General features: G+C 25.1%; 23 protein-coding genes. 11 read left to right on the top strand and 12 right to left on the bottom strand.

What is annotated here, in order from left to right:
- Positions 1 to 10: 10 nt before the first annotated feature.
- The 5 genes from ACFEL5_RS04515 to ACFEL5_RS04535 form a co-directional block, all read right to left on the bottom strand.
- Positions 11 to 748: a hypothetical protein gene (locus ACFEL5_RS04515; protein WP_342190149.1), complete on the bottom strand. Its 738-nt coding sequence runs from the start codon at positions 746 to 748 to the stop codon at positions 11 to 13.
- Positions 749 to 762: 14 nt separating this feature from the next.
- Positions 763 to 1,170: a transcription antitermination protein NusB gene (locus tag ACFEL5_RS04520; RefSeq protein ID WP_342190148.1), complete on the bottom strand. Its 408-nt coding sequence runs from the start codon at positions 1,168 to 1,170 to the stop codon at positions 763 to 765.
- Positions 1,171 to 1,289: 119 nt separating this feature from the next.
- A complete protein-coding gene (locus ACFEL5_RS04525) occupies positions 1,290 to 1,712 on the bottom strand; it encodes a transposase family protein (RefSeq protein ID WP_342224593.1) in 423 nt (140 codons plus the stop codon).
- Positions 1,713 to 1,714: 2 nt separating this feature from the next.
- Positions 1,715 to 2,107 carry a transposase family protein gene (locus ACFEL5_RS04530; RefSeq protein ID WP_375315019.1) on the bottom strand — a complete coding sequence of 131 codons (393 nt, stop codon included), beginning with the start codon at positions 2,105 to 2,107 and terminating at the stop codon, positions 1,715 to 1,717.
- 52 nt (positions 2,108 to 2,159) lie between these two features.
- Positions 2,160 to 2,927, bottom strand: a complete 768-nt coding sequence (locus ACFEL5_RS04535) for an HrgA protein (RefSeq protein WP_375315082.1) — start codon at positions 2,925 to 2,927, stop codon at positions 2,160 to 2,162.
- A gap of 619 nt (positions 2,928 to 3,546) precedes the next feature.
- Between ACFEL5_RS04535 and ACFEL5_RS04540 the strand changes: the two genes are divergently transcribed.
- On the top strand, positions 3,547 to 3,873 hold the full coding sequence (locus ACFEL5_RS04540) for a hypothetical protein (protein WP_375315083.1): 327 nt from the start codon (positions 3,547 to 3,549) through the stop codon (positions 3,871 to 3,873).
- Positions 3,874 to 4,001: 128 nt separating this feature from the next.
- On the opposite strand, the gene ACFEL5_RS04545 is transcribed toward ACFEL5_RS04540, so the two are convergent.
- Positions 4,002 to 4,946 carry an IS30 family transposase gene (locus ACFEL5_RS04545; protein ID WP_375315065.1) on the bottom strand — a complete coding sequence of 315 codons (945 nt, stop codon included), beginning with the start codon at positions 4,944 to 4,946 and terminating at the stop codon, positions 4,002 to 4,004.
- A 47-nt stretch (positions 4,947 to 4,993) separates the two neighbouring features.
- Positions 4,994 to 5,230 carry a transposase family protein gene (locus ACFEL5_RS04550; protein ID WP_375315084.1) on the bottom strand — a complete coding sequence of 79 codons (237 nt, stop codon included), beginning with the start codon at positions 5,228 to 5,230 and terminating at the stop codon, positions 4,994 to 4,996.
- Positions 5,231 to 5,398: 168 nt separating this feature from the next.
- On the opposite strand from ACFEL5_RS04550, the gene ACFEL5_RS04555 reads away from it, so the two are divergent.
- A complete protein-coding gene (locus ACFEL5_RS04555) occupies positions 5,399 to 6,343 on the top strand; it encodes an IS30 family transposase (protein ID WP_375315085.1) in 945 nt (314 codons plus the stop codon).
- Here ACFEL5_RS04555 and ACFEL5_RS04560 read toward each other — a convergent pair.
- Positions 6,327 to 6,674, bottom strand: a complete 348-nt coding sequence (locus ACFEL5_RS04560; RefSeq protein WP_375315086.1) for a hypothetical protein — start codon at positions 6,672 to 6,674, stop codon at positions 6,327 to 6,329. The genes ACFEL5_RS04555 and ACFEL5_RS04560 overlap by 17 nt on opposite strands.
- Before the next feature lie 207 nt (positions 6,675 to 6,881).
- Here ACFEL5_RS04560 and ACFEL5_RS04565 point away from each other — a divergent pair, with 207 nt between their 5' ends.
- Genes ACFEL5_RS04565 through ACFEL5_RS04590 form a run of 6 tightly spaced genes read left to right on the top strand, consistent with a single transcriptional unit; the run spans position 6,882 to position 16,071 of the window.
- On the top strand, positions 6,882 to 8,549 hold the full coding sequence (locus ACFEL5_RS04565) for an AI-2E family transporter (protein WP_375315087.1): 1,668 nt from the start codon (positions 6,882 to 6,884) through the stop codon (positions 8,547 to 8,549).
- Between the two features lie 26 nt (positions 8,550 to 8,575).
- The gene (alaS, locus tag ACFEL5_RS04570) at positions 8,576 to 11,323 is read left to right on the top strand and encodes an alanine--tRNA ligase (RefSeq protein ID WP_338967208.1); all 2,748 of its coding nucleotides are present in this window, start codon (positions 8,576 to 8,578) and stop codon (positions 11,321 to 11,323) included.
- Entirely contained in the window at positions 11,311 to 11,748 is a 438-nt protein-coding gene (ruvX, locus tag ACFEL5_RS04575) for a Holliday junction resolvase RuvX (RefSeq protein ID WP_338967206.1), read from the top strand. Before alaS ends, ruvX begins: the two co-directional genes overlap by 13 nt.
- Before the next feature lie 39 nt (positions 11,749 to 11,787).
- A complete protein-coding gene (gene greA, locus ACFEL5_RS04580) occupies positions 11,788 to 12,273 on the top strand; it encodes a transcription elongation factor GreA (RefSeq protein WP_338967205.1) in 486 nt (161 codons plus the stop codon).
- Positions 12,274 to 12,321: 48 nt separating this feature from the next.
- Positions 12,322 to 12,618 carry a hypothetical protein gene (locus ACFEL5_RS04585; RefSeq protein WP_342190113.1) on the top strand — a complete coding sequence of 99 codons (297 nt, stop codon included), beginning with the start codon at positions 12,322 to 12,324 and terminating at the stop codon, positions 12,616 to 12,618.
- Between the two features lie 12 nt (positions 12,619 to 12,630).
- Positions 12,631 to 16,071, top strand: coding sequence for an ABC transporter permease (locus ACFEL5_RS04590; RefSeq protein WP_375315088.1), 3,441 nt, complete (start codon positions 12,631 to 12,633; stop codon positions 16,069 to 16,071).
- Here the strand turns inward: ACFEL5_RS04590 and ACFEL5_RS04595 are convergent.
- Positions 16,028 to 16,165, bottom strand: coding sequence for a hypothetical protein (locus ACFEL5_RS04595; protein WP_375315089.1), 138 nt, complete (start codon positions 16,163 to 16,165; stop codon positions 16,028 to 16,030). The genes ACFEL5_RS04590 and ACFEL5_RS04595 overlap by 44 nt on opposite strands.
- 58 nt (positions 16,166 to 16,223) lie before the next feature.
- On the opposite strand from ACFEL5_RS04595, the gene ACFEL5_RS04600 reads away from it, so the two are divergent.
- Positions 16,224 to 17,168 carry an IS30 family transposase gene (locus ACFEL5_RS04600; protein WP_338966716.1) on the top strand — a complete coding sequence of 315 codons (945 nt, stop codon included), beginning with the start codon at positions 16,224 to 16,226 and terminating at the stop codon, positions 17,166 to 17,168.
- On the opposite strand, the gene ACFEL5_RS04605 is transcribed toward ACFEL5_RS04600, so the two are convergent.
- Positions 17,152 to 17,298 carry a hypothetical protein gene (locus tag ACFEL5_RS04605; RefSeq protein ID WP_375315090.1) on the bottom strand — a complete coding sequence of 49 codons (147 nt, stop codon included), beginning with the start codon at positions 17,296 to 17,298 and terminating at the stop codon, positions 17,152 to 17,154. The genes ACFEL5_RS04600 and ACFEL5_RS04605 overlap by 17 nt on opposite strands.
- A 187-nt stretch (positions 17,299 to 17,485) precedes the next feature.
- Here ACFEL5_RS04605 and ACFEL5_RS04610 point away from each other — a divergent pair, with 187 nt between their 5' ends.
- The gene (locus ACFEL5_RS04610) at positions 17,486 to 17,752 is read left to right on the top strand and encodes a hypothetical protein (protein WP_375315091.1); all 267 of its coding nucleotides are present in this window, start codon (positions 17,486 to 17,488) and stop codon (positions 17,750 to 17,752) included.
- Positions 17,753 to 17,857: 105 nt separating this feature from the next.
- Here the strand turns inward: ACFEL5_RS04610 and ACFEL5_RS04615 are convergent, their stop codons facing one another.
- Both ACFEL5_RS04615 and ACFEL5_RS04620 read right to left on the bottom strand, forming a co-directional pair.
- Positions 17,858 to 18,982 (bottom strand): hypothetical protein, encoded by a 1,125-nt coding sequence (locus ACFEL5_RS04615; protein ID WP_375315092.1) that lies wholly within the window; start codon positions 18,980 to 18,982, stop codon positions 17,858 to 17,860.
- Positions 18,983 to 19,095: 113 nt separating this feature from the next.
- Positions 19,096 to 20,040, bottom strand: a complete 945-nt coding sequence (locus tag ACFEL5_RS04620) for an IS30 family transposase (protein WP_375315065.1) — start codon at positions 20,038 to 20,040, stop codon at positions 19,096 to 19,098.
- 507 nt (positions 20,041 to 20,547) lie between these two features.
- Between ACFEL5_RS04620 and ACFEL5_RS04625 the strand changes: the two genes are divergently transcribed.
- Positions 20,548 to 22,185 carry an APC family permease gene (locus ACFEL5_RS04625; protein ID WP_342190075.1) on the top strand — a complete coding sequence of 546 codons (1,638 nt, stop codon included), beginning with the start codon at positions 20,548 to 20,550 and terminating at the stop codon, positions 22,183 to 22,185.
- The last annotated feature ends 44 nt before the right edge of the window (positions 22,186 to 22,229 follow it).

The following is a 22,229-nucleotide window of genomic DNA, read 5'->3' on the forward strand; positions in this document are numbered from 1 at the left end:
TGTTCTTCACTTACGATAAATTTTTCATTTTGTTTATTGATTTGTTATTGAGGATAATAAATTCGTTAAATTCTAAAGGATATATTGTAGCAATAGCATTAATATATTTTTCCATAATATTAAGCTTTACAATTAAAAGATTTTGTGTTGGTAATTGGTCTAATAAAGAAGGAATTTTAGCTTTTCGGGCTAAGGTTTCACGATGTAATAAAAAATATAATGCTAAATAAAAACCAAAATTATAATAATAAGTTTTGTTATTTTCTTTGTGATTAAAAATTGCTACCGATTCAAATGAATTACCAATCAGATGGGCGAGAAGATAAAATTTTTCATTTCTTATTAATTCTAAACCTTTTAACTCGTCAATATTTTTAATTTTACTATTATAGGTATCTTGTAATTGTAATTCAATTGGTGATTTAATTGCAGAACTAACTGCTAAGTTTTGAAAAAATTCATTAATTACTTTCAGATTTTTAATTTTTTTAATTTCTAAATCAAAAAGATAAATTTGACTACAAACTATAGCTTTGCAAGAAATTAAATGACGAATAAATAACTCGGGACTTAATTTTTCATTAACAATTAATAGACCTAATGCTTGCATAAAAATACTATGTTTAGTAACAACATTTAAAATATACAAACCATCTTGGATAATTTCTGGATTATTGGTTTGTTTTATGGTTTTAATTAATGTTTTCTTTGCTAATTTAATAGATTTCTTCAATAATTCATTTTCCATAGTTGTCATCCTTGTTAGTTTTTTTTCTCATTATCAGCAATACTTTGCAAAATGCCATTAATATATTTATATTCACTATTGATGAAATACTTTTTAGTAATAAGAACTGCTTCATTAATAATAATTGCTGAATTTTCTTTTAAAATCAGTAATTCATAAGTTGCTCACAATAAAATCCCTTGCTCTAAATTAGATAATTTAGAAAAATGTCACCCTACTTTTAAGTACTTATTAATAATTTTAATTATAATTTCTCGTTGTTCGAAAAGATGGATTAAATTATTAGTAATTTCCGTATTAAAATCTTCTTCATTTTCTTTAATTTCTTTAATAATTGTTTCTAAGTCATAATTTAATAATTGTTGTTGATAGATAAAAAAAATTATGCTTTCTCTTATATTATGCTGTGAATTTTTTTCCATATCTTTACCACCGTTATTACTAATTTTAGCATAAAAGAAAGCATATTTTCTATTAAATAGAAAATATGCTTAATTCAAATATTTTATTATTCTTTAATAGACTTGGTACATAACTATAACTAGCTTAATTCAAAATTATATATTCCTGAAATTAAGTTAAATCGTAATCCAAATCTTCTAATCTTATTGCGATAACGATAAACTAGTATTTTAAATCTTTTTAATCTAGCAAAAACATGTTCAATGGCAATTCTAACTTTACTTAAAAAGCTATTATATTCCTTTTTATCTGGATTTAAGGGATTATTTTTACTCTTTTTAATTGGCAATAATGTATTTTTATGAACATTTTGCAAACCTTGATAGCCTGAATCGGCAATTAATTCTAATTTTGGATTTATAAGTGTATTTGATTTTAAAAATAACTTATAATCATGAATACTGCCATAACAAAAATCTACTGAAATAATTTTATTGTTAAATAAATCAATAATTATTTGTGATTTTAATGAATGTTGCCTTTTCTTACCAGAAAATAATAATTTTAGTTTTTTTTAATTCTTTCAATTGGAATTTCTGTAGCATCAATTGCTAATAAATTATTATTAGTAACTTTATGTTCCAATAATATCTTTTTGCCAGGTATATGAAAGTGACTATTTTTTATTAGAGTATTTTCAACTCAAAAGATATTACGAATACAACTAACATGACTAATATTATATTTTTTTGCAATAATACGATATGTACTATATTCTTTTCAGTATTCTAAAGTCATAAGTAATCTTTGCTCTATTGATAATTTATTTGGTCTACCACCAATTTGTTTTTGTTTAGCTTTAGCTTCTTTTAAAATTTCTACCATTTTCATGAAAGTTTTATATTTTATGCCTATTAGACTATAAAATTCATTTTCGTCTTTGTATTTATCTAACATTTGTACTTCACCTAGTAAATAATATTATCAAAATAGTAGATAAAATTAAAGGTTATGTACCAAGTCTAATATGTTTTTCATTAATATAATTTTCATATTCGGCATCTGTTAGTACCTTATCAAAATTACCAACAATGGTATTTGCTTGTAATGATTGAATAACAATTCTAACAAAATCTTTAAAATCAGAATTTTCAGTAACTAAGCGATCAATTGTTGCTCAATCAAGAGTTTCTTTTTCTTTTGCTGGAAATAAAATAATACTTTGCTTAATATTATTAGGATTTAGCTTAATAACACCAATATTAAAAGCATCATTAAGTCTTTTTAATTCATTAATAAAGTCATTACTTTCAGAAATTTTTAAGGCTACTAAATACCCTTCATTGGCTCAAGATGAATTTGATACTGCTTGAAAATAAGATTCACGAAGATTAGCAAAACTTAATTCTTTTTTTAATTCAAATGAATAAAACTTTGTTTTCAAAGATCCTAAATATTCCTTTTGTAACTTTAAAGTTTTTTTACTAAAATCATTAAATGGAAAATGAACGCCAACAATATCAGGATGCAATCATTTATTTTTACCAGAAACTTTTTTACTTGAAAGTTCATGAAAAATTGTTTTACTAGAAATATTAAAAGCAGAATTATGTAAAAATTTGACAACAACGGAATGTAAATCTCTTTCATTAAATACAGAGTGATTTCTTGCTTTATCCAATTTAATATTTCCATCTTCTTCAAGTTGTTTTGTACAACATTCATCATTAGTATTTTCAAGTGCTTTTGCTTTTGATGTTTTGTCAATTGGTTCCAACCTTTCTGTTATATTGCTTTCATTCTTTAAAGCGAACTTACCAGACTCACGATATCAAATAAAATTTGAATCTGGATTATTGACAATATCGGTATTTAATGCGATTGCTATTCGGACGCATAAAGTTTTGTTAGGTAGGAAAATATTTGAATAAGTATTAAGACAGTCAGCAGTGATTGTCTTTTTATTTTATGAGGTGTTAAAATTTTGTTCTTTGAAAATTAAATACAAGTGAATTAATAATGTTGGTATGTATTAAAGCACGATAAATTGTGGGTGGTCGCCATAACCGAAAGAAGTTTACCAGTTGATAGATAACACCCTATTAGCTATAGCAATTTGTTTCATTTTGCAATAAAAAAATGAATGGGTGGATTTCCTAAAAATATACACGCTATTAAATTAGTTCCAAGGGTAGGATGCGGATATTAAAGTGTAGAAATTTCTATATAGGGGTATGCTAAGTTTAAAATTATTAAAATCTTTATCTAATTAAAAAACAAAATTTAATAACAAAGCTTGTTAAACACTTAAATCTGCGATATATAAGTGTTTAAAAAACTAAGTTAACTAACTTAGTTAATATAACTTAGTTTATCTATAAGAAAGGTAACTTACTATGAAAAACATTGAAAACATTTTCTTAAATACTAAGAAATATCTTTTAAAAGAAACACAAAACGCAATGCTTATTAAAGCACCAAAAATTCCCTGATTTAATGAACAAATCGGCATTTGGTTTCCAAAGCGATTTGTTTATAAAGGAAAATACGAAAATTCTATTTGTATTGGAATAATAAAAGATAGTAAATATCAAGTAATTTCAATTAATCAACAAGAGCAAGAAACCAAGTTAATTAAAGGACAAGAATTATTAAGTTTCTTCATTGTCGAAAAAGAAAACAACAAAAAAGATATGAATTATAACTATTTTAAAGGAGTTTAAAAATGAATATTGCAATTGGACTAATGTTTATTATTATCAGCATAATGCTATCGGCATATTTTTCTTATAAAATTTATGCCAAAATAAAAATGCGAATTAAAAATGCCAAATTGTAAAGTTAAGTGCAACTAAATTATTTTTCTAACCAAATATTCGATTGGCGAAAGATAATTTAGTATTTTTCTTGGTCTTTGGTTTAAAGACAATATAAATTTATGAACTGCATTTTTAGTAGTGTTTGAAAAATTAAATTTTTTAGGAAATTTTTCTCTAATTAAACCATTAGTATTTTCATTAGTACCTCTTTGTCAAGGTGAATATGCATCAGCAAAATAAATTTTCACATTTAAATTTTTTTCAAGTTGTTGTCAATTAGCAAATTCTTTACCCCTATCAAATGTTATAGTCTTAACAAGATTATTTGGAAGAATTGATAAATAATGACTAATATTTTTGTTAATAACTTTAGTAGTTCTATTTTCAACTAATATTGCTAAAGTAAATCTTGATGTTCTTTCAACTAAAGTTATTAAACATGATTTACTTTTACCTCGTGATGATACTACAGTATCACCTTCTCAATGGCCAAGAGTTATGCGATTATTAACATTTCGTTCTTCAATGGATTTACCATTAAATTTACCCCGATTTTCTTGAGATTTTCGTTTCTTACCTTTTCTTCTTAAATTTTTACTAGTAACCTTTTCAAGTAATCCAGAATAAATTCAATTGTAAATTGTTTTAAAACTAATAATTCATTCTTGATGAAAATTTTTAATTCTGCCATAAATTTGTTCAGGCGATCAACCTAATAATAATTTTTGTTGTACATATTTTACTAATTCTCTATTTTTAAATTTATGAAAATAAACATGTAATTGTTTTCTATTTTCTGCTTTATTTTGTGCAATTAATGAAAAATAATGATTATTATCTTTATTTCTATTAACTTCTCGATTAATAGTACTAATACTTCGATTAAGATTTTTAGCTATTTCACTAATTTTTACTTTAAATTTCAATTGATTCTCAATATAAATTCTTTCATCTATGCCAAGATGTTTGTATCCCATATAAAAACTCCTTAAATTTACTTTTTAGACTTGGTACATAACTATAACTAGCTTAATTCAAAATTATATATTCCTGAAATTAAGTTAAATCGTAATCCAAATCTTCTAATCTTATTGCGATAACGATAAACTAGTATTTTAAATCTTTTTAATCTAGCAAAAACATGTTCAATGGCAATTCTAACTTTACTTAAAAAGCTATTATATTCCTTTTTATCTGGATTTAAGGGATTATTTTTACTCTTTTTAATTGGCAATAATGTATTTTTATGAACATTTTGCAAACCTTGATAGCCTGAATCGGCAATTAATTCTAATTTTGGATTTATAAGTGTATTTGATTTGCTGAATTATACTTGTAAGTGCAAGTAAATAAAATTGCAAAAGATTTCATATAAAAATTTCATGATGCTAAGTTTATTTTAGAAAAAGTAAATTTAAGGAGTTTTTATATGGGATACAAACATCTTGGCATAGATGAAAGAATTTATATTGAGAATCAATTGAAATTTAAAGTAAAAATTAGTGAAATAGCTAAAAATCTTAATCGAAGTATTAGTACTATTAATCGAGAAGTTAATAGAAATAAAGATAATAATCATTATTTTTCATTAATTGCACAAAATAAAGCAGAAAATAGAAAACAATTACATGTTTATTTTCATAAATTTAAAAATAGAGAATTAGTAAAATATGTACAACAAAAATTATTATTAGGTTGATCGCCTGAACAAATTTATGGCAGAATTAAAAATTTTCATCAAGAATGAATTATTAGTTTTAAAACAATTTACAATTGAATTTATTCTGGATTACTTGAAAAAGTTACTAATAAAAATTTAAGAAGAAAAGGTAAGAAACGAAAATCTCAAGAAAATCGGGGTAAATTTAATGGTAAATCCATTAAAGAACGAAATGTTAATAATCGCATAACTCTTGGCCATTGAGAAGGTGATACTGTAGTATCATCACGAGGTAAAAGTAAATCATGTTTAATAACTTTAGTTGAAAGAACATCAAGATTTACTTTAGCAATATTAGTTGAAAATAGAACTACTAAAGTTATTAACAAAAATATTAGTCATTATTTATCAATTCTTCCAAATAATCTTGTTAAGACTATAACATTTGATAGGGGTAAAGAATTTGCTAATTGACAACAACTTGAAAAAAATTTAAATGTGAAAATTTATTTTGCTGATGCATATTCACCTTGACAAAGAGGTACTAATGAAAATACTAATGGTTTAATTAGAGAAAAATTTCCTAAAAAATTTAATTTTTCAAACACTACTAAAAATGCAGTTCATAAATTTATATTGTCTTTAAACCAAAGACCAAGAAAAATACTAAATTATCTTTCGCCAATCGAATATTTGGTTAGAAAAATAATTTAGTTGCACTTAACTTTACAATTTGGCGTTTAATAAAGTAAATTTTATCACCAGAAGAATCGCTAATCTTTACAAAGGGTTTTTTATTAATAATATTAATAATTTGTTTTTTTAGATTATCTTCAATAGTTTTTTGATAGTCATAGTTAGAATCATTATAGTTATAAATTTGAATTTTTTCATTGCGATTGAAAAGATTGATTAAATATTGAAAAACAGTTTTTTCTTCAATTTTAAAGTCAATATATTCACTTTTATTTATTAATTTATTGAAGTTATTTGAATTTATTGAAATAATAATAGGTATGAAGAAAAACTGCAAAAATTTTAGCATCCTAAATTAACCTTTCTCTGTTTTTTAGTAAATTTAATAGAAAAATCTAAAGTAATCTTATGTAGTTATATTATCAAATATTAATTATTAAAACAAATAATTTTTTACACAACCACCATTTAGGTATTCTTAATAAATTTAATTTCTTATGATATAATTTTAATTGTAAATTTATTTTTTAAAATATTTTAAGGAACGATTTGTAAAATGGAAAGAACAGATACTAAAAACATTGAAATAAAAACGAATAATGGTAACAGTAAAGGTAATTCTTCCAAATTTACTATTAGTTTTGACCACAAATGAACAAGATGATTATTTATAATTTTAATTTGTTTAGTAGTTCTTTTATTATTAAAACTTACGGGTGCTGATCAAATTATTCTTAATGTTATTTTAGCTTTTATTCCGTTAGGATTAGCATTAGCTGTGATTTGAGGTTTGAATCCGTTAATTTATCGTTTGATTAAATTAAAGTTTAATAAAACTGTGGCAAAATATTTAACTTTTTTTATTTCTCTAATAATTGGTATTTTTATTATTGTTTTTTTGCTTTGATTATTTATTGACCAATTTGTAAGTTTTATTAGTCAGTTCTTAGGTGATAGTACAGTTATTAAAGAAAGATTAGATAATTGAAAAGGTACAGGTGTTGATCAAAATAAATCACTTTTATCACATATCTTTGGTTTTGCTTATGATACAGAAACTGAACAATGACGATTACAAACTAATGTTGATTGAACACCAATAAAAGATAATTGACAAGACATATTAGGTCAAATTAAAACTAAAGCACTTATTGATAAAAAAGGTGCTTGGGAAATTTTATTAACAAAATTACGCAATGACTATGGTATTTATTTGGATTCAACTAATAAATTTGTTGTTGATTATTTGCGCTACTTAAAACAACCATCATTAGATAGTGTTAGTGAATATTTTAAAAATTTATATACTGAAATCAAAGCATGGTTAATAGCAAATAACATTACTATAGATGACAATGATTTAAATATAGTAAATGAAGTTGTAATTAATAATGCAAAAATTGGTGATGCTTTTGATGGTAACAAATTAGGGAAAATGTATCAGTTACTATTTAGTTTTGGCGCCACAGCACAATGATTTTTTTCAGCAACTTTTTTAGTTGATATTATTAATACAATTTATGGTTATACAACAGCCTCCAATTTAACTAATATTTTTCTTAATCGCTATTTTTGAACGATAGCTAGTATTTTTTATGGTTTATTTATTACGATTATGATTACAATGTTTTTGTTAGGTGGCGATAAATCATTTACTAATTTTTTAAAAACGCAATTAATTCCTGGGAAAAATATTAAACGCAAAGAAATTATTGCTAATGCTTTGCAAAAATCTTTATTTGGTTATGGTCGCGGAATATTAATTGATATGAGTTATATGTTTACTTTTACAACTATTATGATAGTTATTGCTGGTTATGTGGCGGGTGGTTCCACATATAAAAGTTCTTTTGCGGTATTAGGTTTATTTATGACTTTTGCTAATATTGTCCCTTATGTGGGACCATTTATTGGAATGGTTCCCATTGCTTTAGCGGGAGTATTAGATGCTTTAGTAGCACCATCAGGAACAAATGAATTAGTTAGTTGGGTACCAATGATTGTTGCTGTAGTTGGTGCATTTATTGTTCAATTAATTGAAAATGCTTTTGTTTATCCAAAAGTTTTTGGACGAGTAACCAAATTACATCCGGTGACAATATTAATGGGAATTTCTATTTTTGGGGCAATTATTGGTATTTGAGGAATGATTATTGCGGTACCAACAATAGCAACAATTAAAGCAGTTGCTAACGATATTTATAATAAGAAATTGCTTTTATAAATTTTAAATTAAAGGGGTATAAATTAATGAAATACTTAACAACTAGTGAGATTAGACAGAAATTTCTTAATTTCTTTATTAAAAATGGTCATTATGCTTTACCTAGTGCATCATTAATTCCTGTTAATGACAATTCATTATTATGAATTAATTCTGGCGTTGCAGCCTTAAAACCGTATTTTGATGGTAGAAAAGCTCCACCTCATCAACGATTAGTAAATTCACAAAAGGCCTTGCGAACTAATGATATTGAAAATGTTGGTTACACAGCAAGACATCATACTTTATTTGAAATGCTAGGTAATTTTTCAATTGGTGATTATTTTAAAAAAGAAGCTATTGTTTTTGCTTGAGAATTTTTAACTAGTAAACAATGATTAGGTATTGATGCTAATAAACTGGTTGTTACTGTTTTTCTAGATGATACTGATACCATTAAAATTTGAAAAGAAGTTATTGGTTTAGATTCAAGTCGGATTATTTTAGGGAGTCGTGATACCAACTTTTGAGATATGGGTCAGGGTCCTTGTGGTCCAAATACGGAAATTTTTTATGATCGGGGAACTGCTTGAGATAAAGAAAACTATGGTTTGAAGTTATTGCAAGATGATATTGAAAATGATCGTTATTTAGAAATTTGAAATATTGTTTTTTCAGACAGTAATAATGATGGGCAAGGTAATTATCATGATTTACCTCGTAAAAATATTGATACAGGAGCAGGTTTAGAACGATTAGCTTGTATAATCCAAGAAGTACCTACTAATTTTGAAACTGATTTATTTTTACCGATAATTGAAGGCATTACTAAATTAGTTAAAGTTTCTTATGTTCCAAATAATATTTTTGAAAAACCTAATGAACAAACAAAAATTAATGTTGCCTTTAAAGTTATTAGTGACCATATTAGAGCGGTTTCTTTTGCTATTGGTGATGGTGTTTTTCCTAGTAATAAAGATCGCGGTTATGTTATTCGCCGTTTAATTCGTCGAGCAATGGTTTATGGTCATAAATTGAACATTAATGAACCGTTTTTATATAAATTAGTTATTATTGTTGTTAACTTGATGAAAGATTATTATCCTCATTTAGAAGCAAAACAAGAGATTATTACTAGTACTGTTAAAAAGGAAGAAGAAAAGTTTTTTAATAATCTAAAACAAGGTCTTAATCATTTTAATGAAATGCTAATTGAAGAAAAAACAATTACGGCTGAAAATGCTTTTAAACTATATGATACTTATGGTTTTCCGATTGATTTAACTATTGAGTTAGCAAGTGAAAAAAAAATTACTATTGATTTAGTAAGATATAATGAATTATTAGAAGAACAAAGAAAAGATGCTCGTAATGCACGAAGTAATCAACAAATTGAAGCGATGGATATGCAAAATAAATTATTATTAGATTTAAAAATCCCTAGCATTTTTATTGGTTACGAAGTAGAAGAAAATCCGCAAGCTAAAGTCGTAGCTTTATTTTATGGTGAAGAAATGTTAACATCAGTTAAAGATGATATTGTTGATGTGATACTTGATGCCACACCATTTTATGCTGAAAAAGGTGGTCAAGCTAACGATACAGGAATAATTAGTAATGCCACAATGCTTGGTGAAGTTATTGATGTCAAATTAGCACCCAATAAGCAACATATTCATCGGATCCAAGTTAACGGTACTTTAAAAACTAATGATATTGTTTGTGCTGTTATTAATCATCATCATCGTAATTATGGAATGAAAAATCATTCGGGAACTCATTTATTGCATTCAGCGATTAGAGAAATTTTAGGTGCTGATGCCATGCAAATTGGTTCATTTAATAACTATCAATATTTACGCCTAGATATTGCTTACAATAAAGAAATTACAACCCAAAATTTACAAGCTATTAATGATTTAGTTACTAAATGAATTGCACAAAATGATAGTTGTGAAATTTATATTACTAGTTATGATGAAGCAATTAAAATGAATGCTATGGCTTTTTTTAACGAGAAATATGACAAAGAAGTTCGTGTTGTTAAGTTTGGTAATTATTCTATTGAATTATGTGGGGGAACACATGTTAAATATACAGGTGATATTGAACAATTATTAATTACTAGTATTGAATCCAAAGGAACTGGTATTTATCGTTTTCAAGCTTTAACATCAAAACAAACAATTAATAATTATTATGATGAACAAATTAAAGATTTAAAAACAAAAAGTGCTGAAAAATTCGCAAAATATAATAAAAATTTATTAACAGATAGTTATCTTGAACAACTATTTAATACCATTACTAGTATGAATAATATTAGTAATGATATATGAAAACAATTGCGTACATTATATTATGAACTTCAAATTGCTTTTAAAAAATGAGAAAAAAAAGCTGAACAAAAACTAATTAAAGAACAAATTAATCAATATCAAAATCTGGAAATTATTTCATTGCCAACATATAATATTTTAATTTATCAATTTAATGATCTTGCGATTGCTACTTTAAAGTTATTAGCGGATAAATATCGGTTATTAGATAATAAATTAGTAATTATTTTTACTAATAAAAATATTAATACAAAAAATTCGTTATTAGTAGTTGTTAGTGAATCTTTAATTAAAGAAGGATTAAGTGCCGTTACAATTGTTAAATCTTTAACAAAACAATGTCAAGGTTCTGGTGGCGGAAATATGCAATTAGCTTTAGGTGGATTTAATAATGAAATAAAAATGCAAGAATTATTACAACAATTAAAACAAGAAGATGCGTTATGAAATATTTAGGCTTAGATGTGGGTAGCAAAACAATTGGTTTAGCTATTGGTCAAGGAATTATTAGTTTATCAAAAACAACAATTAATTTTCCTGAATATAATTTTTCTCAAGCTATTAATTTAGTATTACAATTTATTAAACAAGAAAATCCTGATATAATTATTGTTGGTCATCCCTTAAATATGAATGGAACTAAAAGTACAACAACAATAATGGTTGAAGATTTTGTTTTGCAACTAAAAACAAAAACTAATTGCGAAATTATTTTATGAGATGAAAGATTAACATCACGATCGGCTAATCAAATAATGTTAACTGCTAATGTTTCACGGAAAAAACGAAAAATGAATAAAGATAAATTAGCAGCTCAATTAATTTTACAAAACTATTTTGATTATTTACAACATCTTGCAAAAGCAAAAAAAGACAAATAATATATGTTATAATACATATTGAATAAAGGAGACAAAGTAATGGAAAATAATAACAATAATGAAATTTTGTTAACTAAAGAAGGTAAAGAAGAATTAAATCAAGAATTAAATGAGTTAATCAATATTATTCGTCCACAAGTAATTAAAGAATTAGTTGAAGCGCGAAACCAAGGTGACTTATCAGAAAATGCTGAGTATGAATCAGCAAGAAATCGCCAAGCTGAAGTTGAAGGTCGAATTAAAGAAATTGAAGATACTTTAGCACGAGCTAAAGTTATTGCTACTGATCGTCAAGGAACTAAAACCATTAGAATTGGTTCAATAGTAACTATTCTTAATTTAGAAACTAATGATAAATCAACATTTAAAGTTGTTGGTACTGTGGAGGCTGATCCTTTTGAAAATAAAATTTCTAATGAGACTCCCTTAGTTAAAGCCATTTTTGATCGTAGTGTTAATGATATTGTTGAAATTAAAGGTAAAGAAACAAAATATAAAGTTAAAATTTTAGAAATTGGAAAATAAAATATTAAATATTAAAAATTTAAAGTAGTGGATTTTTGGAGTGATATCGTGAAGTTAACTGTTCTGACAAATAAAAGTGGTACTTTGCAAATTAGTCAATTAGTTATTAAAAAATTATTAATTTCATATTTAAAATCATTTCCAGCATTAGATATTCAGAGAAAAAATATTAAAATTAATTTTTTTAGTGAGCAATGAGTGGTATCAATAGTTTTAAAAGTAAATAAAGAGACAAATTTAGAAACTCTTTGCGAGCATTTGCAAAACCACATTATTAATAATATTAATGAATCAATATTGATTAAACCCAATAATATTCACTTTATTGTCAGTGTTGCCAAATAAGGGGTTAAGTAGATGTTTGTTCTTTTAAAAAACTCTTTTCGTTCTATTAAGAAACGATTTTTACAATATATTGGTTTACTAATTTTGCTGGTGCTAGCAATTAGTATTTTTAGTGCCATGTTTGCTAACAATCAACAAATTACATCAAAGTATGATTTAATCTATAAAAATTCTTTGCGACCAACACATCGTATTTCTAATCCCTCAGAATTAAAGTTAATTAATGATAGTAGCAATACAACTATTGATTTAACAGAACACACTAGCATTCCTTTTGAAAATAATAATGCTAAATTAATGCTAATGTTAGCAAAACTTGAAAATGAAGGTTTTAATTGTCAAATTGAAAATCAAAATAAACAAGAGCCTTTTATTGATCCAATGCTTTGTTCAATCCATTTAATTGTCACCACTCAAAATAAAGATAGTGATAAAGTTCCACTTCGTGAAACTAGCATTCGTAATTGGCGAATTTTAATGGCAACAAACTCTCAAAATATTAAAAGTTCATTATTTTTTAAAGGACGCATTCAAAATAATAATGGTCAGGAATTTGATATTGTTCCTAGTTTTGATTTAGAAAATATTGGATTAATTAATAATAATCCTGTTAGTATTGTTAAAGGACGAATTCCGATAAGAAATGATGAAATTGTTATTAGTGAGACTTATAGTTATGTCCATAATATTAAAATTAATGATTCATTTATAATTAAAAATAATAAATTTATTGTTGTCGGTATCGGAAATAGTTATACAACAAAGTTTATTCAAAAAAATAGTTTAATTCAAACAGTAATTCCCGAACAGTTAAGTCCTAAAGATAATGGCGTAATTTATACTACCCTTGATCTTTTATTTGATGATCATTTTCGTAATGATACTAAAAGTAGTTTTGAAAATTCTAATATTTATTTAACAATTAGTGGTGATGAAGTTCAAGCTCAAAAAGATATTTACAAGCAATTAAAAGAAAAAACTTTAATTGAAGATGTTAATAAGAATTTTATTAAAGTTATAAGTGATGAATTAATAAGTAATTTAATTATTCAAAGTATTGTTTTTATTGCTTTAACTTTTATTTCAATGTCAGCATTAGTTTTAATTGTATCTTTTTTTATTCGTAAAGAAATTAATGACCAACGCACTCAAATTGGAATTTTAAAATCATTTGGTTATAAAGGTTGACAAATTTCGTTTAATTTTATTGGTTCAATTTTTATTATTACATCTTTAGCGGCTATTTTAGGATTTGGCATTTCATTATTATTTCAAAAGCAATTTTCAGGAGCAATGTTAATTTATAATTTTGGCATTGTAACGATTTATTTTGATATTAAAATTTTATTAATATTTTTTATCTTTTTACCATTGTTATTTACTTTTGTTTGTTGAGGATTAACAACCTTTCTTTTACGAATGCCCGTACTACAATTAATTTATGCTTCCAATAGTAGTAAAGGTTATTTAGCAGCACATTTTTTTAAATCATTAGTAGTTAAATTTCCGTTTTCATTTCGTCTTTCAGTAGCTTTTTTTACTAAATCATTTGGAAAATGATTAGTAAGTGGTAGTATTTTGTTATTAGCTTCGTTTATTTTATTTTTACAATATTTAACTGTGGATACAATGAATCATAAAATTGATAGTTTTCATTCCGAATGAAAAGTTGCTGGCAGTAACAGCTATAATGAACAATATCGTAATATTACTGATTATGACCAATTTAATGCTAACAATACAAAACAATCGGCAACGACTGCTTATTTTTACAATCAACAATATGAGTATATTGCTTTACAAGATATAATTGGTTCTCAGACATCTAATATTTATAACCACAATTCAAATAGAGAATTTGCATATTATCTCGTTGATTGACAAGATGAAGAAATAAAACCTGATACTAAAAAAGCAACTATTTATCGTGTTTTTAATACTATTGACAATGAGAAGTTAAAAGAAATTTTCGCTGTCGTTGAAAAAATCGTAAATGAAAATCCTAATATTAGTCTTATTCAAATATTTCAAAAGTTAAATGTTGATAAACAAAACCAACTTATGAAATGATTTAATCGTCTTAAAGCGTTACAAATAAAAATTCCTGAACGATATAAATTTAATGTTAGTAGTGACACAATAGCTATTATTTTAAAAAATCGGAAATTAATTATTGAACTTAGTAAAAAAATACCATCTGAATTTAATTTTAAAGACATTATGAGTTTTTTAAACATTATTGATGATTTTAAAAATACCAATATTAATATTAATATTGAAAATATTGATTTAACCCTTAATTATGTAGAATATGATAATACACAAGATTATTTGATGAATCGTTATTATTTCAATGTTCCCACATTAAACGCGATTCAAAAGATTAATTCAGGATTTAATGCCTTTGTTTATGGTGTAAATCAAAAATCTTTTCAAGACATATTAAATATTAAACATAGTGACCAATACATTGATCAACTTTACTTTAATAATCCTAATGATTATGATGCTAAGCGTCGCATATTACCAGTTCTTGTTTCTCGTAGTTATGCTGAATATTATCAGCATCAATATCAAGTCGGTGATATTATTAATAATTTTAATATGTTTTGAATTAAAGATATGAATATTAAAATTGTTGGTATTATTGATAATGCTACCGATGGATGAACTATTGTCACTAATGAAAAACTAATTGCGAAATATTTTGTTTATCGTGAAGCTATTAAGAATGGTGACAATTATGACATTATTGATGTTAATAAAGAGGGTAATGATTTTCAAAATAATAATTTTTATAACTTTATAATGGGGAAAAATGAAGTATTACAACCCTTACGGTCAATGGGACTTTATTATGAAAGAGATAGTATTCCGATTGTCACAATTGATAGTATTAGTACTAACAACAATAAAAACAATTTAGTAAGACCACCATTAATAAAAGAAGAACCTAACATTCCAACATTAGGAATTAAGAATACTGCTAATTTTAATAGCATTCTTATTATTCGTTTAGCAAAAGACGGTATTACTAATCTTTTAAATATCATTAGTAGTGTTTTAGATACAATTCGTTATGTAACCTTAGTAGTAGTAATTATTGTTTTAATTTTATTAGTTTCAATGATTATTGATGATAATGTTTTTATTATTGCGACAATGAAAATTCTCGGTTATCATATTAAGCAAATTGTTAGTTTAATTATTGGTTGGTATTTAATTGCTGTTATTCTTTTCTTTGCTGGTGGTGTGGGGCTTTCATTTTTAACTTGATATATTGTGGGTGCTTATATATTTAAACTCTCAGGAATTATGTATCTAACTCATATTTCATTAATTTCTTTATTATTAACAGTTGGCATTGTATTATTTATTCTTCTCATAACATACTTTATTTCAATTTTTATTATTCAAAGAAAGGATGTTCTCATCTTACAAAAAACATCATAGAAAAAACTAGTTTAAACAAAAAAAGATTAGCAATTTTTATAAAAGCTGAATTATACTTGTAAGTGCAAGTAAATAAAATTGCAAAAGATTTCATATAAAAATTTCATGATGCTAAGTTTATTTTAGAAAAAGTAAATTTAAGGAGTTTTTATATGGGATACAAACATCTTGGCATAGATGAAAGAATTTATATTGAGAATCAATTGAAATTTAAAGTAAAAATTAGTGAAATAGCTAAAAATCTTAATCGAAGTATTAGTACTATTAATCGAGAAGTTAATAGAAATAAAGATAATAATCATTATTTTTCATTAATTGCACAAAATAAAGCAGAAAATAGAAAACAATTACATGTTTATTTTCATAAATTTAAAAATAGAGAATTAGTAAAATATGTACAACAAAAATTATTATTAGGTTGATCGCCTGAACAAATTTATGGCAGAATTAAAAATTTTCATCAAGAATGAATTATTAGTTTTAAAACAATTTACAATTGAATTTATTCTGGATTACTTGAAAAGGTTACTAGTAAAAATTTAAGAAGAAAAGGTAAGAAACGAAAATCTCAAGAAAATCGGGGTAAATTTAATGGTAAATCCATTAAAGAACGAAATGTTAATAATCGCATAACTCTTGGCCATTGAGAAGGTGATACTGTAGTATCATCACGAGGTAAAAGTAAATCATGTTTAATAACTTTAGTTGAAAGAACATCAAGATTTACTTTAGCAATATTAGTTGAAAATAGAACTACTAAAGTTATTAACAAAAATATTAGTCATTATTTATCAATTCTTCCAAATAATCTTGTTAAGACTATAACATTTGATAGGGGTAAAGAATTTGCTAATTGACAACAACTTGAAAAAAATTTAAATGTGAAAATTTATTTTGCTGATGCATATTCACCTTGACAAAGAGGTACTAATGAAAATACTAATGGTTTAATTAGAGAAAAATTTCCTAAAAAATTTAATTTTTCAAACACTACTAAAAATGCAGTTCATAAATTTATATTGTCTTTAAACCAAAGACCAAGAAAAATACTAAATTATCTTTCGCCAATCGAATATTTGGTTAGAAAAATAATTTAGTTGCACTTAACTTTACAATTTGGCGTTTAGCTTTAGCTTCTTTTAAAATTTCTACCATTTTCATGAAAGTTTTATATTTTATGCCTATTAGACTATAAAATTCATTTTCGTCTTTGTATTTATCTAACATTTGTACTTCACCTAGTAAATAATATTATCAAAATAGTAGATAAAATTAAAGGTTATGTACCAAGTCTAATATATATATATATATATATAATTATACAAAAATTCTTAATATCATTAGAAAAATGGCAAAACCGATTAAAAATTGAAAGGTATAGTAAAAAGCTGGTACCGTTTTAAAAACTGGAAAAATGGCGGTTGAAAAGTTAACTGTTGCTTTTGCAATAATTGCTAACGGGCGTAAAATGGTAATAATTTGTGAAGCTGTGAGTATTCAGTTTATCATTTTGATACCAGCATTTTGAATGGCACAACCAATATCATTAAAGGTTGGTATTCATCGTCCAGAATATTTGCAATTTGCTGGTGGAATTAAATCGTCTCATTCACTGTTATTTGAGCCATCAGGGATAAAGGCTGTTGAATTTAATACATTAGACTTGGTACATAACCTTTAATTTTATCTACTATTTTGATAATTATTTTTTAGATGAAATACAAATGTTAGATAAATACAAAGATAAAAATGAATTTTATAGTTTAGTCGGCATAAAATGTTATAGTTATGTACCAAGTCTATTAAAGTCATAAATTTTAAAATTGTAGTTAGAGATATTCCCTTTGTGATAAAGTGGAAAAGTTAAGGTAAAAATGTTAATACCATAACGAATATCAATATCGGTATTTAGATAATTAATACTGTTAGCGGTTTTGTTGGTTGGCAAGGCAATGAGTTTATTATCATAAGATTTAAGGACATTAAAATCAATTTGATAAATACTATTGGTGTTGTTAATAGCATTGTAATTATCTTGGTGCATTTTTTTGTCAAAAGTAAAGAAATAACTTCTTAGTAATAATTCTGAGTTTCCTATAATATTTACTAAGTATTTTTTGGGATAAAAGGTAATTAATGAACGATAAAAGAAACCGATTTGAATAAAGTAATCCTTCTTATAGTTTTCTACACCCTTAAAATCAATTTCGGTATGAGTTTTTTCGTCCATATCAAAAGTCGCATAAAATAAACTAGCAAAGAAATTGCCAAGAATTTCATAGATTTCGTTAAAAACATTTTTGTAATCGCTATTGTTAATACTAGGAATGTTGTTTTTAAAATATAGGTAAATATCATTTTTTAAATCGGGGTCATAGCGTAGAAAACTAAATCTAACATTGAGGTAATTTAAGGTACCAAAAAGATATTTAATTAGGTAATAATCGTTAGAATTCGTAGTGCCATATTTTCAGATTTCATTTTCACCGTGTATCAATTGTAAATACTTATTTCCAGCAATTAAAGTTTTGTTAAATGCCTTAATTTTCAAAACATTCTCATTTACTACATTTTTATCACTAGAAGTTTTATGATAAAAGTAACTCTCGTCTTTAAAGCCGTGATTTTTAATCGTAAATTCTTTGTAATAACCTTTTTCTAGGGTGTCAATGAAATTAAATACGGGCGTTCAATAGAGATACGAGTAATTAAATTTATCAAAATCACCACGGTGAATCATTAAGTAATCAAGATTATCAACAACATCGTTATAGTTATGGTTGCCATCAAATTTGGTGGTTTTTTCTGGTAAATCAATATCAGTCGAGGGTTTAATTTCTAATTGTGCGTTAAATTCTAATATTTTTCATTTGGCATATCTTTCATTTTTATCTCATTCTTGTACTTTCATTTTTATGTTTTTTAATTTTTTATTTTGATATGATAAAAAATCTTTATTTTCTCAATATCTTGGTTCACTGTTTTTTTCTCAATTTAAATGCCAAATTGTAAAGTTAAGTGCAACTAAATTATTTTTCTAACCAAATATTCGATTGGCGAAAGATAATTTAGTATTTTTCTTGGTCTTTGGTTTAAAGACAATATAAATTTATGAACTGCATTTTTAGTAGTGTTTGAAAAATTAAATTTTTTAGGAAATTTTTCTCTAATTAAACCATTAGTATTTTCATTAGTACCTCTTTGTCAAGGTGAATATGCATCAGCAAAATAAATTTTCACATTTAAATTTTTTTCAAGTTGTTGTCAATTAGCAAATTCTTTACCCCTATCAAATGTTATAGTCTTAACAAGATTATTTGGAAGAATTGATAAATAATGACTAATATTTTTGTTAATAACTTTAGTAGTTCTATTTTCAACTAATATTGCTAAAGTAAATCTTGATGTTCTTTCAACTAAAGTTATTAAACATGATTTACTTTTACCTCGTGATGATACTACAGTATCACCTTCTCAATGGCCAAGAGTTATGCGATTATTAACATTTCGTTCTTCAATGGATTTACCATTAAATTTACCCCGATTTTCTTGAGATTTTCGTTTCTTACCTTTTCTTCTTAAATTTTTACTAGTAACCTTTTCAAGTAATCCAGAATAAATTCAATTGTAAATTGTTTTAAAACTAATAATTCATTCTTGATGAAAATTTTTAATTCTGCCATAAATTTGTTCAGGCGATCAACCTAATAATAATTTTTGTTGTACATATTTTACTAATTCTCTATTTTTAAATTTATGAAAATAAACATGTAATTGTTTTCTATTTTCTGCTTTATTTTGTGCAATTAATGAAAAATAATGATTATTATCTTTATTTCTATTAACTTCTCGATTAATAGTACTAATACTTCGATTAAGATTTTTAGCTATTTCACTAATTTTTACTTTAAATTTCAATTGATTCTCAATATAAATTCTTTCATCTATGCCAAGATGTTTGTATCCCATATAAAAACTCCTTAAATTTACTTTTTCTAAAATAAACTTAGCATCATGAAATTTTTATATGAAATCTTTTGCAATTTTATTTACTTGCACTTACAAGTATAATTCAGCGATAATAAAAGTATTTGAGAAGAAGATGGTGATTATATTGCTGATTTTGTTAATAAATTAAGTTATATTCAGGATACAAAAGCAGAAATTGTTTATGATCCGAGTGCAGGGTTAGTATTTTATAATATAACGATAGAAAAGCAAGAATTTAAATTTAGTTGAAAGTTTTCTTATAGTAACGAGAAAAAATTAATAGGAATGAAAATATTTAATTTTGAACAACTTAATTAAATACATATTTAGTAAATAAAATGGTAGTTACCGTTTTATTTTTTAAAACAATTTTATAATTGTAAAATTGTTTTAATATTTATATTTATTATTGTTATAATAAATATATATAATACTATGAAAATAAAAAAATTAAATAAAATTAATAATTTAGAAGGGAAAAAATATATGAGTCAAAATGTCGCAAGAAAATATGGTTTATTTATGTGCCTCTGTATGGTTGTGGGGACAGTAATTGGAACTGGGATTTTCTTTAAAAATGAAGGTGTTTACGGCTTTGTTAATGGTAATGGAATTTTAGGAATCATTGCTTGAATTATTGGTGGTGTTGTAGCAATTTCTTTTGGTTTATCATTTATGGAAATTTCATCGGCAAAACAAGATAGTAATTCGGGAATTGCTTTATATGCAAAAATGTTTGCTGGTAGTAAATTTGGTCGTGTTGTTCGTAACGCAATGAATAATATTTATTTGCCATTAACTGCTTTTACAGTAGCTTATTATACTAGTAAGGCTTCTGTTTGAGCAATTGGTGGCGGTCAAGATGCGGAAATGCGTTTAGCAAATGTCTTAGGTGGTTCTAATGTGTATGAATTATTATTAAGTATTTTTGCAGTTTTATATACTTTATTTGTTATTGTTTGTTGCATTTATAATGAATCAATTAGTAAATGAGTACAAATGATTACCGTTGTTTTAAAATTAATACCATTAATTTTTATTGGTGTTGCTGGATTAATTGTTGTTAATGCAGGAGCAGGTGCTTTTTTAGAAACTGGATTAGGTGATCCAAAAAAATATGAAATTGTTAAAAATAAAGGTCATTTTGAAATGCTATTAATGGCGTTACCAGGAATTCTTTTTGCCTTTGATGGTTTTTTATCAACAACTTATATTCAAAAAGATGTTCGGAATTCTAGTAAAAATATTCCTTTAGCCTTAGTTTTTGGTTTAACAGGAATTACTTTTATTTATGTTTTAACTTCAATTTCAACATTAAATTTAGACCCTAGTGGTAGCGTTGCTATTGCTGCGGGGAAAATATTTAATAATCCAACAGTTAATGCTGTTTGTACGCGCTTAATTTTTATTTTTATTCTTATTAGTGCTTTTGGCACTTTAAATGGTTATTGTTTTTCAATGACAAAGTTAACAAGGTCATCATTAGATGATGGTTTTGTTGTTGGTAACGATAAAATATGACAAAAAGTTATTAATCGTTTTGGTATTAAAACAGCAACATTAATGGTGATGGGAGTATTATTTGCAGTTTGAATTGTAATTATGGCACTACCAACGATAGTTACTGATGATAATTATAATTTCTTTGATTTTATTAGTAATGCTGGTGTTGTGATGGCATTTATGTTATATGGTGTAATTATTTTTTATGGTTTATTAAATCGTTATCGTAAAAAAATTAAAACGCTTAATGCTTGATATTTTATTCCGGCAGCGATTATTTCCATATTATGTATTACTTTAATATTGGGATATAATGTTTATTCTTACTTTGCTTTATTAGTAACCTCTGAAAATAAAGTAGGAGCAATTTTACAAATTTTCTTTTTACTATTAATTCTTGCTTTGCCTTGATTAGGATTATTTATGAAAGATAATGAATTAGAAAATGATAATGAAGCTGGTAATGCATCAGAACTTGGACAATCAACAAGTGATAATGGGACGACAAATAATTTTTCTAATGATAATAATGTGCCAGAAATTTATGTTTCTCTGGGACAAATTACTCCTAATGAGACTGGTAATGATTCTGAATTTGGTGATGAAATTACAGAATTATAAAATAGTATTGCATTAGACTATTTGAAAATAGTATAATATATCTT

Origin of the sequence: Spiroplasma endosymbiont of Tipula paludosa (genome assembly GCF_964264785.1) — a bacterium.
GTDB lineage: Bacteria > Bacillota_I > Bacilli_A > Mycoplasmatales > Nriv7 > Nriv7.